Below are 420 nucleotides of genomic sequence, written 5' to 3'. Positions count from 1 at the left end.
GAAATAAGGATCACCTGGCAATGGAAGAAAATGGCACATCGCAATAATGGGTTTTTCAGTACCAATGATATCTTTTAACCAAGTCATATTATTCCTCCTAATAATTCACAGTATATGATTCGATAAAAATTTTGAATTTTATACTTTATTAAACTCTAATTTCACATTTTTCAACTTTTAAGACCACTTTTTTTGAAAATCAACTAATTCTTCGGAGTCTGTAGTAATATTTTTTGCTATGCGTGAATAGATGAGTTTCAATTCATTATAGCAAGCCACTTCTTCTTTATTCGGCTGATGATAATAGCTATTTCCAATCATTGCGGAAACAACTGATAGACTAATTACTTCATTGAAGCTATACAAAGCAAGTACCATAGCACCTAGACATGAACTTTCATAATTCTCAGGAATATATAC

The 420-nt window shown here is 30.7% G+C and carries 1 protein-coding gene; it reads right to left on the bottom strand.

Features of this window, described 5'->3' with window-relative positions; translation table 11 throughout:
- Window positions 1-177: 177 nt before the first annotated feature.
- Window positions 178-420 (bottom strand): hypothetical protein (locus AC1DWA_RS33545; protein ID WP_477917834.1); only part of this gene is annotated, 243 nt, incomplete at its 5' end.

This window comes from Rhodococcus sp. P4_F3_2, from assembly GCF_056401335.1.
Note: the sequence above shows the minus strand (reverse complement) of the source record. Positions and strands in the feature narration are given on the sequence as shown.